13 protein-coding genes are annotated in these 17,265 nt (G+C 42.3%); 5 read left to right on the top strand and 8 right to left on the bottom strand.

The genetic code is table 11. From position 1 onward, the window contains the following. The first annotated feature begins 15 nt into the window (after positions 1–15). The 3 genes from HU823_RS07905 (at position 16) to HU823_RS07895 (ending at position 3,928) form a co-directional block, all read left to right on the top strand. On the top strand, positions 16–1,419 hold the full coding sequence (locus HU823_RS07905) for a DHA2 family efflux MFS transporter permease subunit (RefSeq protein ID WP_197221711.1): 1,404 nt from the start codon (positions 16–18) through the stop codon (positions 1,417–1,419). A 140-nt stretch (positions 1,420–1,559) separates the two neighbouring features. Continuing rightward, entirely contained in the window at positions 1,560–2,012 is a 453-nt protein-coding gene (locus HU823_RS07900) for a hypothetical protein (protein WP_144697607.1), read from the top strand. A 377-nt stretch (positions 2,013–2,389) separates the two neighbouring features. Continuing rightward, positions 2,390–3,928 carry a PAS domain-containing sensor histidine kinase gene (locus HU823_RS07895; protein WP_197221710.1) on the top strand — a complete coding sequence of 513 codons (1,539 nt, stop codon included), beginning with the start codon at positions 2,390–2,392 and terminating at the stop codon, positions 3,926–3,928. 286 nt (positions 3,929–4,214) lie between these two features. Here HU823_RS07895 and HU823_RS07890 read toward each other — a convergent pair whose 3' ends face one another. The 4 genes from HU823_RS07890 to HU823_RS07875 form a co-directional block, all read right to left on the bottom strand. Beyond that, a complete protein-coding gene (locus HU823_RS07890) occupies positions 4,215–5,588 on the bottom strand; it encodes a GntP family permease (protein WP_197221709.1) in 1,374 nt (457 codons plus the stop codon). An 87-nt stretch (positions 5,589–5,675) separates the two neighbouring features. After that, positions 5,676–6,710, bottom strand: a complete 1,035-nt coding sequence (gene pdxA, locus HU823_RS07885; protein WP_197221708.1) for a 4-hydroxythreonine-4-phosphate dehydrogenase PdxA — start codon at positions 6,708–6,710, stop codon at positions 5,676–5,678. A 30-nt stretch (positions 6,711–6,740) separates the two neighbouring features. Then, positions 6,741–8,048 (bottom strand): four-carbon acid sugar kinase family protein, encoded by a 1,308-nt coding sequence (locus HU823_RS07880; protein WP_144697602.1) that lies wholly within the window; start codon positions 8,046–8,048, stop codon positions 6,741–6,743. Beyond that, a complete protein-coding gene (locus tag HU823_RS07875; RefSeq protein ID WP_231607332.1) occupies positions 8,045–8,815 on the bottom strand; it encodes a DeoR/GlpR family DNA-binding transcription regulator in 771 nt (256 codons plus the stop codon). Before HU823_RS07875 ends, HU823_RS07880 begins: the two co-directional genes overlap by 4 nt. Positions 8,816–9,301: 486 nt before the next feature. Here HU823_RS07875 and HU823_RS07870 point away from each other — a divergent pair, with 486 nt between their 5' ends. After that, complete coding sequence (locus HU823_RS07870; RefSeq protein ID WP_197221707.1) at positions 9,302–10,432, top strand: fused response regulator/phosphatase; 1,131 nt, start codon at positions 9,302–9,304, stop codon at positions 10,430–10,432. A gap of 43 nt (positions 10,433–10,475) precedes the next feature. Here the strand turns inward: HU823_RS07870 and HU823_RS07865 are convergent, their stop codons facing one another. From HU823_RS07865 to HU823_RS07850, 4 genes are all read right to left on the bottom strand, one after another. After that, on the bottom strand, positions 10,476–11,330 hold the full coding sequence (locus HU823_RS07865; protein WP_197221706.1) for a CheR family methyltransferase: 855 nt from the start codon (positions 11,328–11,330) through the stop codon (positions 10,476–10,478). A 13-nt stretch (positions 11,331–11,343) separates the two neighbouring features. Continuing rightward, positions 11,344–14,100: a response regulator gene (locus HU823_RS07860; protein ID WP_197221705.1), complete on the bottom strand. Its 2,757-nt coding sequence runs from the start codon at positions 14,098–14,100 to the stop codon at positions 11,344–11,346. 145 nt (positions 14,101–14,245) lie between these two features. After that, complete coding sequence (locus HU823_RS07855; protein WP_197221704.1) at positions 14,246–14,848, bottom strand: hypothetical protein; 603 nt, start codon at positions 14,846–14,848, stop codon at positions 14,246–14,248. A gap of 307 nt (positions 14,849–15,155) precedes the next feature. Beyond that, positions 15,156–15,923 carry a LamB/YcsF family protein gene (locus HU823_RS07850; RefSeq protein WP_197221703.1) on the bottom strand — a complete coding sequence of 256 codons (768 nt, stop codon included), beginning with the start codon at positions 15,921–15,923 and terminating at the stop codon, positions 15,156–15,158. Between the two features lie 255 nt (positions 15,924–16,178). On the opposite strand from HU823_RS07850, the gene HU823_RS07845 reads away from it, so the two are divergent. Then, entirely contained in the window at positions 16,179–17,084 is a 906-nt protein-coding gene (locus HU823_RS07845; protein ID WP_231607331.1) for a C39 family peptidase, read from the top strand. Positions 17,085–17,265: the final 181 nt, after the last annotated feature.

Below are 17,265 nucleotides of genomic sequence, written 5' to 3'. Positions count from 1 at the left end.
TGGGATTGAACGGCTATGGAAACTACTCAAAATGTTAAACAATCGACGATCGTGGCCTTGTTGCTCGCTGGAACGTTTATTGCGATATTAAACCAAACACTTATGATCACCGCGATACCGCCGATCATGAAAGAGATGAACATCACGGCGAACAGCGCTCAATGGCTGACAACCGTATTCATGCTCGTAAACGGGATCATGATTCCGGTCAGTGCGTTTTTGCTCGAACGGTTCACGACTCGGCAGCTTTTCATTTCAGCGATGAGCGTTTTCGCTGTTGGAACACTCGTTGCAGGACTAGCGCCAAACTTTGAGACCCTCTTACTGGGCAGAGTCATCCAATCAAGTGGAGCTGGGGTTATGCTGCCTCTGATGCAGACCGTATTTTTAATGATTTTCCCCGTGAACAAACGAGGATCAGCAATGGGGTTAGTCGGGCTTGTGATCTCATTCGCACCAGCAATCGGCCCTGCTCTTTCAGGCTGGGTAACATCACATTACTCTTGGCGGGTACTCTTTTTCATCATCTTGCCGATTGCCATCATTGATATTATCGTGGCCTTTTTTGCTTTGAAAAATGTTACGGAAACATCAAAAACAAAAGTAGATGTAGCATCGATTATTCTGTCATCGTTCGGTTTTGGAGGATTGCTATACGGATTCACATGTGCAGGAAATCTCGGATGGACTGCGCCAAGCACGCTGATTTGGCTAGCGATCGGTGTCGTGGCTCTTATTTTATTCATCACACGACAACTGCGTTTAGCACATCCGATGCTCGAGTTTAGGGTGTTCGCAAACTCTATCTTCCCGCTTACGATCATCATTGGAATGATCACATTCTTAGGGCTGATCGGCGCGGAGACAATCATTCCGCTATTCATGCAGAACATGAGAGACTTTACGGCGTTTGAAGCAGGTCTTGCACTCTTACCAGGTGCGCTCATCACAGGGCTGTTGTCACCAATCACAGGGAGACTTTTTGATAAGTTCGGTGCGCGCTGGCTTGCAATTATCGGGTTAACGATCATCACTGGATCATCTTTTGCGTTTGCCACTCTAAGTCCAACCACATCGTTTACATTTTTAACGGTGATGTACGGTGTTAGGATGTTTGGCCTTGCGATGGTCATGATGCCTGTTGCAACCGCTGGACTCAACCGACTTCCGAAGCGTTTGATTCCACACGGCGCAGCGATGGACAATACGATGAAAATGATCGCAGCATCAGTCGGTACTGCCATTTTAGTCACAGTCATGACAACTACCGCTGAAACGGCGGGAGCGCGTCCTGAAATCACACACCCTGATATGTATGGCGCAAATATGGCGTTTATCGTCGTATCCGTATTATCCTTGATCGGCCTTGTGATCTCATTCTTTATAAAAGAAAAACAACCAGAAACAGAGGGCAGCTGATTATAGCTGTCCTTTGTAAATTTGGTCTAAAATAGCTCGATTGTTCGTGACAAGCCTATTAGATTAAGTAATACTAAAGGTAAAGCTTTATATTTTTAACATTTCAATACATATATCTTTTAAATTAGGAGGTTACCATCTTGAATCAGATCCAACACACGTTAGCCAAAGCACTCATAGATGAGGCACCTACGTTGGCTGAGCAGATACTCACACTACGGTTTAAGAAATACCCGATAAAAGATAAACAGCTGTTTGATCGCCAGTCGTCGACCGATTATATTATGAAATTAGTCCAACTCTTAGGCAGCTCCCTCGTGCTGTCACCGTCCGCAAGAGAAGATGGACTGAAGTTATGGTCTGTTCAAACCGCTCGCTATGCGCTCGAATACGGTCAATCATTGGATGTGGCGATGCAATCAACGCAATTTATTCGCAGTGAGATTCTTCAAGTGATTGAACGTCTAGCAGAACAAGAAGAAACAAGCGTAAAAGAAGTGATATTTATCATTCAAGAGATAAATCAGATGCTCGATCTATGCTTTCAGGTATTTACCGAAACCTATATGGAGAGTATCTTAGAAGCGATGTAATAAGCTGCAGCGACACTTGATCATTAGATCGAGTGTTTTTTTTGTTTACTTTCCCTAATTTTAATTTCTTCTATAATTATTGTCGCTTTTAGACATCATTGACTTCATTGAAAAGTTGATTGGAGTGCAAGGTGCGAGACTCCTGGGGGATTAGAGTGTCAGGTGAGACACCTAAGGGCACAGAGTGCCGAGGTGGCTCACCGCACTCCCCCCGGAAAGCGAGTATCCTGGAACGGAAATCAACTCCCACAATACTCTCCTAAAGAATTACACAAAAAAAGTTTCATCATTCCTTTTCTTCCAATAGAAGGGATGTTTGTCGAAATGTCGAAGGTTTCATTAGATGCATTCGGAAACCGTTACAGGAGGCAGACCCCATGGAAAGTTGTAGGGATATAGGAACGAAGATAAAAGAAAACAGCAAACAACTTGTATGCAAACTAAAGCCGATCAAGAACTTAGAGACTGACTTTTCGATCTACAAAACCAAAGTCTCTCACTGGATGGACATTCTTTTTCAATACTTAGGTGAAGGCTTATCAGAAAATGTTCAAACCGCTGAAGAAAAGATTAAGAAATGGGCTGATGCATTTGGGCAGCGCTCATCTGAAATGGAGATCCCGCTCGATTACGCTCTACATTTTATCTTCGAATCCCGCGTTATCGTCTCAGAGCTTTTAGAAAAAGAGTTTGAAACTCATGAGTTGAATGCTGATCGCGCCATCTTTGCGGCAAATCGTCTGAACTTGTTGATTGATACAGCAGCTCGTTCAATCGTTACACATTATACGACGTTCATGCATAATACGAAAAAAGCACTTCAACATACGAATCGAAATCTGGATATCTCCATTCTAGAGTTAAATAACATTCGAACCGCTCTATTTGAAGGAACGATCTTCTCCGTCACAGATAAAAACGATCGCATCATTCAAGTGAACGACCATTTTTGCGAATTGACGCAATATACCCGCGAAGAATTAATCGGTCAGGATCACGGCAAGATTTTCTATTCAGGCGTTCATACAGAGAGCTTCGTTCATCATATTCAACAAGAAATTAAAGCAGGACGCGTATGGAACGGTGAGATCTGCAACAAAGCGAAAGACGGCACACTCTATTGGGTGGATACGACGATCGTTCCTTTTCTAGACCGAGAAGGTGTTGCCTATCAGCACATATCGATCCAATACGATGTGACGGAGAAAAAGAAAACAGAGGAGATTTTGTTGAAGTCTGAAAAGGTTTCCCTGATCGGTGATTTGGCCGCGGGAATCGCTCATGAGATTCGCAACCCACTCACCTCCATCGCAGGGCTTGTTCAGCTCATTAACGAATCTGATCAGGAGAAGAACACATTTTTTAAAGACATCATTCTAACAGAGATCAATCGCATCAATTTTATCGTAAGTGAACTGATGGTCCTCGCGAAGCCCCACGCTGTCTATTTCAGCTGGTTCAATATCGTAGAAAGCATCCAGAACGTCATCGATCTGATGCAGCCTGAAGCAAATTTGCGCAACGTGATCATTTCTTTCGAGAAATCGAACATGCCACTTGTTTATGGTGAGAAGAACCAGCTGACACAAGTGATCATCAACATGATTAAGAACGCGATGGAAGCCCTGCCTGACGGTGGTGAGATCTCACTTCGTGCCACTTCCCGAGATGGACACGTTGTTATCTCCGTAAAAGATAATGGAGTCGGCATGACAGAAGAGCAACAAAAAAGAATCGGCGAATCGTTCTACACGACGAAGTTTAACGGAACGGGCCTTGGCCTCATGATTTGCTTTAAAATCATTCAAAACCACGGAGGATCGATCTTAGTTGACAGCAAACTGAACGAAGGCACCTCCTTTCAGATCACATTGCCCGTACATGCCGCATCAACTGCTGATCCTTTACCTAAATAGAACTGGATAGTGAAGAATCTACGTGTTGTAGGTTCTTTTTTTGGTGCATATAGCTCTAATTGGATGGGTTAGCGGTGGTCGTGAGTTGTTTTACGGTGGTCACCGTTCATTTATAGGTGTAAAGTGAGCGTTTAGCGGTGGATAGATCATGTTTACAGGTGAAAAGTAGCACTTTACCGGTGAACGCGTAACAAATTATAAAAACACGTACCGTAAAACCTCCCATCCACACAAAAAAAGCCTCACCATGAAATCAATATGGTGAGACCCTGTTTTAAACGTCTGTTTAAAAGAACATATTCGCCACTAAAAGTGACACTAATCCTACGAACCAACAGATCGTAGTCGGTACAGACCAGACCATGATTTGTTCTTTCACCTCTTTAATGCCTAACATCCGGTTAACAACCCAGAACAAGCTGTCGTTAAAGTACGAGAAGATCATTGAACCCATAGCTGCAGCTTGAGCGGCGAGTGCCATGTTCACATCTAGCTGAGAAAGGATCGGTGCTGAAATAGATGCTGCAGTTATCATCGCTACTGTTCCACTTCCTTGAACAAGGCGAACAATCGTCGCGACGAAGAACGGAATCAAGATTGCAGGAAGTGGAAGGTCTGCAATTTTTTCAGCGATAAAGTTCCCCGCTCCACTCTCACGAAGGACATTACCAAGCGCTCCACCTGCACCTGTTACTAACAGGATGATACCGGCTGTCTGTATTCCCTCTTCCATGCGGTCAAGTGATTCAGAGCGACTCAAGTTACCAGCTAAAGCGTAGATCGCTACAATGAGTCCGATACTTACAGCAATAATCGGTTTACCTAAGAAGATTAGGATTCCGTAAAATCCAGACGTAAGTTCGAGTGCGGTTAACGTCGTATTTAAAAAGATTAATAGAATCGGCAGGACGATCGGTAATAGTGAGCGACCTAAAGAAGGCAGGTCGTCCTCTCTCGCACTAGCTAGCTCGATAAACTCTTGATATGCTGCTTGTTTAGTAGGACGTGTGAATCCTAGCTCGGAATCATCCGGTACTTGATAGATTTTTTTACCAATCCATTTCGCATAAAGAACGCCTGCAATCATAATCGGAATGGCAAAAAGAAGACCAAGACCGATCATAAGACCGATATCCACTCCAAAGATTCCAGCTACACCTAGCGGACCAGGCGTTGGCGGTACTAAAGAGTGTGTGATCACAAGACCCACGGCTAAAGCTACACCTAACGAGACGACCGATTTCCCCGTTTTCTTAGATAGAGCTTTTACAAGTGGATTTAAAATAACAAACGCTGAGTCAACAAAGATCGGAATGGAAACCACATAACCCGCGATCGCCATCGCCCATTCTTCCTTTTTCCTGCCGACTGCTTTAATGAGTGAATACGCTAATGTTTCAGCCGCTCCAGACACTTCGAGAATCCGTCCGATCATCACACCGAGTCCGATTACGATCCCGATAGAAGCAAGCGTGCTCCCGAAACCAGCCGAGATGGTATCAGCGACTTTCCCTGGTTCCATACCCCCGACAAGTCCGGCGATCGATGCCGCGATGATAAGAGCTAGAAAAGCGTGAATCTTTGTTTTTAAAACGAGAAAAATTAATGCAATAACCCCAAGAACTAAACCAGCTACCATTTGTGCTCCTGAAACTTCCATTTCATTAACCCCCTTTAATGTAAGCGCTTTTATTTTACTGAAATAATAGTGAAGGGCATGAGAACCCTTCACTTTCATCTGCCTATCTTAGAGGCTATTCGCTGTAAACTTCGGTGCATATTGAGCAGCAAGTTTGATACATTCTTCCATACTCGTGCTCTCTGCAATGTTTTTCCCTGCAATATCAAATGCTGTTCCGTGGTCTACCGAAGTTCTTAAGAACGGAAGACCGTTCGTGATCGAAATGGTTCGATGAAAATCTGTCATCTTAGCTGCGATATGTCCTTGATCATGATAGAGAGACAACACTGCATCATATTTTCCGTTTAACGCTTGGAAGAATACAGAGTCTGCTGGAACCGGACCTACTACGTTGATTCCGTCTGCAACAGCTAGCTCAATACCCGGTTTGATCTGCTCGACTTCTTCCCACCCAAACAAGCCGCCTTCTCCGCTATGCGGGTTCAGACCAGCAACGGCCCAGCGTCTATTTTCAACGCCTAGACGAGCGAGCGCTCGATCACATCGTACCAAGTAATCATGAACTCGCTCTTTTGTCATAGCTGCAATCGCATCTTTCAATGAAAGATGACGTGTTAAAAAGAAAATTCTCATTCCTCTTACTTCGAACATCGTTAGAGGATCATCAGAACCTGCGAGTGCTTCAAGCATCTCCGTATGTCCGATGTAAGGAACGTTTGCTGCTTTTAATGATTCTTTGTTAATCGGAGTGGTTGCCAGCGCTTTAACCTCACCAGCTGTAGCAAGCTCTACTGCTTTTTTGATATATTCAAAAGCTCCCTGTCCGCCTTGAGCAGATACTTCACCATACTGAAGCTTGTTCATATCAATGTTGTTTAAGTTGATCACATCAACCGTTCCTAGTTCGTACTTTCCTTCTGCAGGAGATGTTACTTCATTAATCTTCAGGTCTCTGCCTACGATTTCGATCGCTTTTTCTAGAACTGCAGCATCTCCGATCACGAGCGGTTTACAAACATCATAGATCTCTTTTTTGGCAAGAGACTTCATCGTAATTTCTGGTCCTATACCTGCAGGATCACCCATTGGAATCGCAATAATCGCTTTTTCTGTTGTTGTCGTTTTTGTTGTCGTTGTCATGTTTCTTCCTCCTTGAGTTTTTTAATAGAATTATTGAACTTGCTTTGTAGATGTTTGGTTTGCTAATAAATGCTTTACGATCGTGTGAATCGCTTTTTTGTCACCAACCATGCCGCCTTTTGTAGCGAGCGGTATACCATCAAAGTATCCACCGATGAATTCACCGTATGCGACAAGAGGAAGCACTTCGTTTTTTAACTTGATGCCTTCAGCTCTTCCAACAGAACAGAGTGAAGCCGTTACATCTCCTCCACTGGAAAAGCAGCCGCCAATCTCATAATTCGTTGACTGAATGACAATACGCGTAATCTTTCCTAATCCATCTGCAATTCTTTTCGCGAGTTGATCCTGACTCACACCTTGCTCTTCGGCCAAACGTTTTAGTTCTAATCGTTTTGCCTCGGGCGAGTTGGTCGTGATAATTAATATGTCTTGGTGGTGGATAGCTTCCAATGCCGCCGTTACCGCTCTTTGAACTTCTGTTTCCCAGCTGTCCGATAGACTTGCTAATTTTTCAGCATCGACATAGACCGGTTTCGCATCCGTTTTATCGATCAAATACGTTAGCTGCTCACCACTTAAAGAGGTTACGCTTCCGACGGTAACGAGAATCTTTTTACTTTGTGTGTGCAGAGACGTGTAAGCCTTTGCATAATAAGCCGTTAATGGTCCTGGATCTACCGGTACGAGTTGGTAGTCCTCGATCAATGCCATCGCATGTGCAATATCTTCAATCTCTTCATCTGTTACCGCATCCATCACAAGAATACGGCTTCCCTCGTCTATTTTTCGCTTTAACTCCTGAAGGATCGTTTTCTTTCCTTGTAAAACGGTTTCGAGTCCGATGTGTGATACGAGATGTTCACTCTGCTTACTGATAATAGAAGGAACGTATGATTCTGTAAGAGGCATGACCGGATCTTTGGCAACATCTGTCGCTTGAACAGGCACACCATCGACGAGTAAGTAACCGCCGGATGTGATACGACTTGAATCTGGAAACGATGCAACGACAACCGCAATCGATCGTTCACCAAGTTCATTTAAGACCATGTCGATCTCTGTTCCGATGTTTCCTCTTACCGTACTGTCGATTCGTTTACAGATAACATCTGCACCCCAACGCTGAAGGTTGCTCATTGACTTTTTAATCCGCATCTCGGACACATCTTTTCGTGCATACCTGCTGTCTGTATCAATACACACTGCGTTGTAACTGCCGGATGCTGGTTCTTGATCGTAATACACCATCGTTGCCGCTTCAAACCCTTGCTTGATCAGTTTTACACCTGTCGCATTGGCACCTGTTAGATCATCTGCGATAACGCCGACTTTCATCCCTTTTCACCACCTTCAACGGTTACAACTTCTAAACATTCATTCAGCATTTGTTTCGTTTCATCTGTTAGGTGTTGATCTGTAATCAAACCGTGTATTTGGTTTAAGTCACAAACCTTTGTTAAAGATTTTTGATCAAACTTGCTAGAATCAGCCACGAGCCATGTTTTTTCTGATGCTTCAATCATCAGCTTTTTGATCGCAGCCTTCTCATAAGTCGGTGCTGTAACACCCGCTCGGCTGTGAATCGCATGAGCTCCTAAGAAAAAAAGATCTACGTGAATGCCTCTTAACATCTGCTCTGTTAATGGGCCGAACAATGTTCCGATCGAATTTTGCAGTTCCCCGCCAGTCACGATCACTTTTACATCTGTATCAAGAAGCTCAGCTGCAATTTTTATATCATTCGTAACTACTGTGATCGTCGTTTTCTCTTTTAATAATTTTGCGATCTCTAATGTTGTTGTTCCTGAATCTAAAAGAATTGTCGAGTGATCCTGAATGAATTGCAAGGCTCTCTCGGCGATCGCTCTCTTGCGTTCGTTGAATTTTCCTTCTTTTGTTCGGAAAGATGATTCCACGACTAACGGCTTGTTAAGTATTGCTCCGCCATGCGTTCTAATAATCTGGTCAGTTTCTTCGAGAAAGGCAAGATCACGGCGAATTGTCATCGCCGAAACATTTAATTCGTTTACTAGGTCCTCAATTTCAATTTTTCCGTTCTCATTTAATTGCTGAAGAATTTGCTCTCTACGCTCTTTAGGCATAATTTTCATCACCTTTGTTATTTTCGAACATCTTATATGTATTATAATGTTACAAACGAACATAAATGTCAATTAATTTGTTTGAAGTGAACAAAATGTTAAATTCAATGGATGATGCGGCTATGTCGATATGTGTCGAAAATCGTTTAAATTATTTTATACGTGAAATTATTGTGGTTATCCGTGAAATTAATACACTTATCCGTGAATATAATTTGGATTACCGTGGATATATTTCAAGTAGTCTATCTCGTGTGTACAAACCGCAATAATGTCCTTATCCTGAACACAGTCTATTACGTAACACACCCCTCTTCTGCGGTAACTAGCATCATCACCCCTAATAAACTGTTGGCTACCACTATCCCACTCTAAATAATCTAAAAAATAGTCCCTTTCCACATTTACTTGTATACTAGAGTTATAGAAATGAATGATCTTAGAAAAACACACAATAAATGGTACATATAAGGGGAAGAAGTTTGAATGTCCATTCTGATCGTTGATGATAATACAGTAAATTTATTTGTAATAGAAAAAATATTGAAGAATGCAGGATACGATGACTGCACCTCTCTTTCTTCTGCTCAACAGCTTTTCGATCACCTCGAAGAAAACGAAAAAGAGCTGAACAAAAAGTCGATCGACTTGATTCTCCTTGATATCATGATGCCAGAGATAGACGGGATCGAGGCTTGTCAGCGCGTTCAAAAAGACGAGCGTTTCAAAGACATTCCGATCATCTTCATCACAGCGCTTGAAGACTCTACGAAGTTAGCAGAAGCGCTCGACTGCGGCGGTATGGACTATGTGACGAAACCGATCAATAAAGTAGAACTGCTTGCTAGAATTCGAGTCGCACTGCGATTGAAGTACGAAAAAGATTGGCACGCAGAACAAGAAGAAAAGATTCAGAACGAGCTCGATCTAGCGATGCAAGTTCAAAAAGGCTTGTTGAATCCGCCGATTAAAGAAGACAACATCACGATAAACGTGTCTCACTTGCCTTCTTTTAAGCTCGCCGGCGATATGTATTATTGGCACAAGTTCGATGACCATCGTTATGGCATCATCTTGCTTGATATGATGGGACATGGGATCTCCTCTTCTCTTGTATGCATGTTCATCTCTTCTGTTATGCGAGACAGCATTAAAGAACTAAGAGATCCGGAACTCGTGATTAAAGAATTGAACCGTTATATGGCGCTTCTGCATAACCCGAAAAATGACTACAACTACTATTTCACAGGCATCTACCTTTTGATCGATACCGAGAAAAAGACGGTTGAATACGTGAATGCCGGTCATCCGGAAGGCTATGCACTCGTTGATAACTCCCTTCAATCTATCGAACGCAGCTGTTATGCAGTCGGTTTCTTTGAACAGATCGAAGTGAAAAAGTCTGTTATCCATTACGAAGACAACATTCAGATGCTGCTCTTTACGGATGGTGTGTTAGAAGCTGGTGATGATGAAGAATTGATGCTGGAGAAGCTGAAATACGTGGCCTCTGAAAAATGGAGCAACATCCGCTCACCGATCCATCTTGTCATTCCAGAAGAACAACAAAAAGGTCAGAGCGATGATATGTGTATCATGATGATTCAAGCCAAATAAAAAAAGCAGGATAGAAGAGGTCATCACACCCCTTCTTCCTGCTTTATTTTTTTTGATAGATTTTTACTTGTTCAGCAAAGTCTGTATACTTTTGTGCACAGTCAGCAAATTGAATAGATTCTTTATCTCCAAGGCCAAGAAAACCATTCGGGCTGAGGCTATCGTAGAACAGCTCATGCACTTGATTTTGCAGAGCGGCGGTAAAGTAGATCAGTACATTTCGACAAAGAATCACGTGAAATTCATTGAACGAATGATCCGTCACAAGGTTATGCTGCAAAAAGCTGATCTGTTTTAATAACGAAGGCTTTAAATATGCAAAGTGGCCGTCTGTCGTATAGTACTCAGAAAAAGCTTGAGTCCCTCCAGCCGCCATATAGTTCTTCGTGTACGTCCTCATCTTGCTCAGCGGCAGAATGCCAGATCGCGCCTTGTTCAACACGGGTTCGTTCATATCAGTCGCATAAAATTTCGTCTTATGACTTAAGCCCTCTTCTTCCATTAAAATCGCCATCGAATACACTTCTTCACCCGTAGCACATCCAGCATGCCAGATGCGAATTTCCGGTAGTTCTCTCAGCTCAGGAATCACTTTTTGGCGAAAAGCACGAAAGAACTCAGGGTTTCGAAACATCTCCGTTACATTGATCGAAAAGTCGTTGAGCAGCGTTGTCATAAACGCAGGTTCGTGCAGAACTTTTTCTAGCACGCCTGTAATCGTTGAGATCTGTTCAAGCTGCATGCGATTGTGCACACGTCTATGGATGGAGGACCGCATATACTGGCGAAAATCAAATCCAGATATGCGGTACAACCCTTCTAATAACAGCTCCATCTCAAGCGTTTCTGTTATGCTATTTTCCTGGTTGTCGTCGTTGTTCCATAAGAAATCCTTCATGGTTGGTCGATCCTCACTTTGTCATCCAAACGTGCATCACAGAAAAGAGCTGCTCGAGCTTCAGCGGTTTGCTGATATAATCAGAAGCCCCTGCTTCTAAGCACTTTTCACGGTCGTTCTTCATCGCTTTTGCCGTTAGCGCAATTATCGGCAAGTCCTTGTGCTCACCTGTTCCGCGTATGCGCTGCATTGTTTCATAGCCGTCCATCTCAGGCATCATAATATCCATCAAGATCAAATCAATCTTTTTGTTCGCATCAAGAACATCCAGACATTCCATACCGTTATTGGCGATCAGAATGTTCATTCCTTTTTGTTCAAGAGCTGTTTTTAGCGCAAATATATTTCGATTATCATCATCTGTGATCAATACCGTTTTACCATAGAACACGTTCTCTTCATCAACTGTGATTGATGGTTGTTCGGCTTCAGGCTCTGCCGGTACGATTTTAGCGGTGATTGGTGCTTCTGCCACAGCTACCAAGCTGCTGGACTGCTCAAGTGCAGTTGCCACTTCGGCTGACGCGCCCAGGAACGTTTGAACAGAAACACTTTCATCCGAGATACTTGGAATCAGAAGTTTAAACGTACTTCCTTTTCCTTCTTCACTTTGAAGCTGCAACCTTCCACCTAAAAGCTTTGCAAACTCACTGCTGATGGATAACCCAAGGCCTGTTCCGCCAAACTTACGAATCGTTGCTCCATCCCCTTGCTGGAAAGCTTGGAAAATAAGTTCGTGTTTTTCTTTCGGTATACCGATTCCAGTATCCTTTATCGCCACTTCTAACCAATAATCAACACCATTGTAGATGACATCGGTTTGTACTTTTTTCACACTAACAGACACGGAGCCTTTCTCTGTAAACTTAAACGCGTTAGACAGCAGGTTTTTAATGATCTGCTGGAATCGTTTTTCGTCTGTTTGTAGAAGTGTTGGAACATCTGGTGCCATATTGATCGTAAAGTTAAGGTTCTTTTGATCTGCGATATGAGTGAAGTTTCTCTCCAAGTTACTTGGGAACTCACTGAGGTTCACTTCACTAAGCATGATCTCCAGCTTTCCTGCTTCTACCTTCGAAAGATCCAGAATATCGTTGATCAGATTCAGCAGATCTTGTCCAGAAGAATGAATCACTCGCGCGAACTCTAACTCTTCATCTGAAAGGGACTGGTTGCCATTTTCAGCAAGCATCTCAGATAGAATCAAGATGCTGTTAAGCGGTGTTCTTAGTTCATGAGACATGTTCGCCAAAAACTCTGATTTGTATTTTGAGCCAGTCTCAAGCTGTTTCGCTTTCTCTTCAAGCTCTTTTTTCGCGATCTCAAGTGCCTTTGATTTCTCCTCGGCGTCTTGCGAACGTGATTCAAGCTGTTCGTTGATCATCTGTAGCTCTTCCGACTGCATCTGTAATTCTTCCGATTGTGTTTGCAGCTCTTCCGATTGCGCCTGCAGTTCTTCGGTCATCGCTTGTGATTCAGATAACAGTCTTGCGATCTCCATACGATCGATCACTCGGTTGATTGTGAGTCCGAATGTTTCAAGTACTTTTTCAATAAAGGTAATGTGCTGGTTGCTGTATGAATTCAGGCTCGCAAGCTCGATCACAGCCACAATTTCATCTTCATGCACGATTGGTGCAATCAAGATGCTGTTCGGTTTTGTTTCTCCAAGTCCAGAAGAGATGAGCGTGTACTCTCCTTGGATCTTCTCGACCACTTGAACTCGTTTTTCGAGTGCACATTGTCCGATAAGACCTTGTCCTAGCTTAAAGCTAGCTCGTCCAACATCTGCAGCTGTATCTGCGAACGCTCCTTTTTTTACAAACCGAGTGTTCTCGTCCTTGCCTTCTTTAATATAGAAAGCACCGTATGACGATTCCGTGATCTGTGCGGTCGCAGAAAGGAAAATCTCGGCTAACGTTTCAAGTGATGATACGCCTTGGTTCTTACTCACAACATCCGTTACACTTCGCTGCAGCCAGTCACGTTCCTCAAAAGAATTCAACAGTTCGTTCGTTGCTTCTCCTAAATCACGAATCTCATCGTTCGATTTTACATGAATGCGACTGCTCAAGTTTCCGCCTGTCGTCATAACGCGAATCGTGCCAACGACTTCTTTTATCGTCTTGATGATTGATCCTGAAATGACCCATGCCAGAGCCACAGAAACGACAATAACGAACGCAAGCAAGCTAAAAAGACCGATCTCTAAGTATCGATTTTGTTCATTTAGATTATTTGCACGTTTTTGTGTGAGACTCTTTTCTGTATCACGAAAAGAATCAAACTGCTGTAGAACTTTTTCTGTCTGAGATTTTCCTGGATCTTGTTTAAAAAATTCAGCAATACCCGCCGTGTCACTCTGCTGTTTCATTTGGATCGGTGGATCACCTGCAACAGCAACCCAATTTTGAATGTTTTCATTGATCTCAGCAATTCTCTTTTGCTGACTCGGATTATCCGATAAAAGCTGGTTCAGCGTGTTAAAGTCTTTTGACCATTGAGAGCTCGCTTCATTATAAAGCTGAAGGTAGCTTTCATCTCCCGTAATGATGTACGCACGCTTATTGGTTTCCATTTTCAAAAGATCCTTTTCAATCTGACTCGTAAGATCTCGAACCGCAAAATCATGCTGGATAATAAAGTTCCTCTCACTCTTCATCGTGTCCAACTGATTGGTTACCGCAAGAATAGCAGCAATTAAACAGATAATGATCACAATATAGCCAGTAATAATCTTCTGGCGAATCCCGAATCTAAAATTATTCATCCCCTATATTCCTGCCTTTTTACAAAAAATGTTTTTATGCCTAATTATACTGTTATTTGTGAGATAAAGGTAGTAAGGAAGGCCGTGGAATGTGCTGGAAAAAGAAAAAACTAGATCTTTTTTACTGAGATCTAGTTTTAGGCGTTTAGTTTGTGTGTTGCAGTTTGTCTTTATAGTGAAGTGCAGATAGCAATTTTAGTCCACCTAAGGTTTTGATTTGTTTTTCAAGTATGGTGAGTGCTTCGTTTTTGTCGCCGTTTCGTCTGAGTTCTTCCACTGTTAACCACGTCACATAATGAGGGTCTTTCTGCTGGTTTTTATGTTGCTCGTAATCTTTTTGTCTGCCTTCTTCCATCGCAACGATTGCGGCATAATAATGAGTTAGATTACTTTTTTTCATAGTTTGTAAATGCGCCTTCACATCTGCCCATCTTTCTTGTTGTGTAAAAAGCAGGATTTCTGCATATTTCCTTGACTGAACTTGTTTGATTTTTGTGAGTCTCATTTCTGCCTCACGTTCTTTTTCATATAAAAACGCGTGTAGGAAGCGGTGGTATGGTTGTTTTGATTTTAGTAAGTACCTCTTTACTTTTTCGGCATCTTTTTGCCACAGTAATGGATAAAGAAGTGCTAGGAATGAGCTTGCTACGAATAATATCAGCAGTGTGATGAACATCCACGTTTGTGCACCAAGTACCGAGAGTGTGAATGATAGGATGAATAGTGTGAGGTAGAGAATCCAGATCATAGGTGTGATGATTCCTTTCTATAGTAGAAGTTTTCCAGATATTATTATGACATATTATTACATGAAGAGGAGGTTTTTACGGTACGTGTATTTATATTAGTTACACGTTCACCGGTAAAGTGGGTGTTTTCACCTGTAAAGTGATCGTTTCTACCTGTGAATCATCATTTTTCACCGCTAACTGTACCTTGACCACCTGAAATTCGCTCCTGACCACCTGAAACCAACTCCAAACCACTTGAAACCCATCCACAAACATAATAAAAGAGCCCAAAGGGACATCCCTTCGAGCTAACTTCCTTCCAAATTATATACTTTCTCCGATTTTACGAACAGAAATTCCAGAATCCTCTAACGTTTGTCTAATTTTTTTCGCAAAACTTAACGCATGCGCACCATCTCCGTGGATGCAAACCGTATCTGCTTTAATATCGACGTCAACATCTTGCTGCGTCATCACTTTTCCCTCTTTTGCCATACGAATAACTTGTGCGACAGCCGCATCATCATCCGTAATCACCGCATGTGGCAGTTTGCGTGAAGTAAGCGTGCGATCTTGCTGATATGTTCGGTCAGCGAAAACTTCAGATGCTGTTCGCAAGCCAACCTTTTCACCTGCTGAAACGAGTTCACTCCCTGCAAGTCCAAACAAAATAAGCTCAGGGTTCACTTTATAAACTGCTTCGGCGATCGCTTCAGAAAGTTCACGATTCACCGCTGCCATGTTATAAAGTGCGCCATGCGGTTTCACGTGTTGAATCGTTCCGCCTTCAGCCTTCACGAATCCCCATAATGAGCCGATCTGATAAACAACCATCTCATACGCTTCTTGAGCAGAGATGTCGATGTTGCGACGGCCAAATCCAGCGAGATCAGGCAATCCTGGATGAACACCGATACCAACTTCATGGTCTAGCGCGAGTTTTACCATTTTTCTCATCGTAGCAGGATCTCCCGCATGAAAACCGCATGCGATGTTTGCTGACGTTATGTATTTTAAAATCTCTTCGTCTGTTCCAAGCTTGTAAGCGCCAAAACTCTCGCCCATATCGCAGTTAATATCAATAATACTCATGAAAAGACCTCCCACTTTTTAAACAGTTGTTTAATTTACACCAACTGTACGATAAGTTTAATCACTTTGTAAAACGATTTATGTATTAGTCGCTTACCAAAAGTTTTATATGCACAATATGGTCCATGTCATATCTCCTGTCCTTTTTCTAAGTAATGGTTATTATGTTAATAAAATAAAGAAGATTGCCCATTGCTGAAAATTCTGTCATTTAATAGAGTTTAAGAATGCCAAAATTAAATGTGGAGGGGAAAAATGAAGGGGATAATTAAAAGTTTACTGATTGTTTGCTTACTGCTTACTATTTCTACATATTTTTCAGGAATAAACGTTTCTGCTGCTACTAAAGTTAGTAAAACTCTTTATGTAAATGTAGATGTTGCCAATATTCGTTCAGGTGCGAGTACAGACTATAAAGTAGTCACTCAGCTTAGAAATGGGGCAAAGGTAGTCGCATTTGAACAGTTTACGAATTCTAGAAACGAGCTCTGGTATCGCATCACGTTACCTGATAATCGAACAGGTTGGATCGCGAGTTGGCTGGTTAAAACAACTGCTCCTAGTAAAGTGTTATTGAATGCACCTCTCGTTTCTCAACTGCCAGAGCTTCCAAGAGGTTGTGAAGTTACGAGTCTGGCTATGCTCTTAAATTATGCTGGTATAAAAGCAGACAAGATGACACTTGCAAAACAAGTTAAAAAAGATCCAACGCCTTATCGCAAAATCGACGGAAAAACGTATTTTGGTAATCCAAACGTTGGCTTTGTCGGCGATATGTATGACAAAAGCAAACCTGGTTATGGCGTATACCAAAAACCGATCGACACGTTGAGTAGACAGTATCTAGGTAATCGCGTTGTAAATTTAACAGGAAAACCTTTTACAAGTGTTACAAACCAATTAGACAAAAAGAAACCTGTTTGGGTAATCGCCAACACGTGGTTTACAAAACTTCCATCTTCTCAGTTTCAGACTTTTTATACCGAGCAAGGACCCGTCAAAATCACGTATAGAGAACACTCTGTACTCGTTACAGGGTACGACAGCCAATATATTTATTTCAACGATCCTTTAACAAACGAGAAAAACCGAAAGATCAATCGCACAAACTTTGTTGCAGCTTGGGAACAGATGGGAAAACAAGCGATCAGTTACAACTAGACATCAAAAATATGAAAGAGGCATGGAAATTCCATGCCTCTAATTTTTTGTTAAACTTGTTTTTTACGGTACGTGTTCTTTTTATTATTACACGTTCGCGCAATAAAGCTCTCGTTCCGCTCAAAAATTCGCATGTATCACTCCAACTAATGTACGTTTCACTCCATATTAACTTCGTTTC

Origin of the sequence: Fictibacillus sp. 18YEL24 (genome assembly GCF_015903855.1) — a bacterium.
GTDB classification, from domain to species: domain Bacteria; phylum Bacillota; class Bacilli; order Bacillales; family Fictibacillaceae; genus Fictibacillus; species Fictibacillus phosphorivorans_C.
This window is presented reverse-complemented; position numbering and strand designations above follow the sequence as displayed.